Source organism: Paenibacillus oleatilyticus (assembly GCF_018998565.1).
In the GTDB taxonomy this organism is placed as follows: Bacteria; Bacillota; Bacilli; order Paenibacillales; family NBRC-103111; genus Paenibacillus_G; species Paenibacillus_G oleatilyticus.
Genome location: NZ_JAHNZO010000216.1, coordinates 1 through 315, shown reverse-complemented (window position 1 = coordinate 315; position 315 = coordinate 1). Strand labels below are relative to the sequence as shown.

At 65.7% G+C, this 315-nt stretch carries 1 pseudogene; it reads right to left on the bottom strand.

The window, feature by feature from the left end:
• Window positions 1–315, bottom strand: a pseudogene (locus KQX66_RS39210) (MFS transporter); the annotation flags it as partial.

Sequence of the window (315 nt, the reverse complement as noted above, 5' to 3'; positions counted from 1 at the left end):
CGTCGATGCTGTCGTAGGCCAACTCGCTGACCGGCAGCTCCGCCGGCAGCGCCAGACTATGGCTGTAGAACGCCGTCATCAGCCCGCCGAGCAACGTCACGCCCAGTACGCCGCCCAGCTCGTAGGAGACGTCTTCGATAGAGGCCGCCATACCGGATTTCTCCTCCGGCGCGTTCAGCATGATGGCGGTGGACGCGGCGGTGATCACGCCGCCGAGACCAAAGCCCACCAACGCCAGGCTCACCAGCTGCAGCGCCATGCTGCTTTGATACAACAGGGCGAGGGCGGCGATGCCGAAGGCGGTCAGGGCGAAAC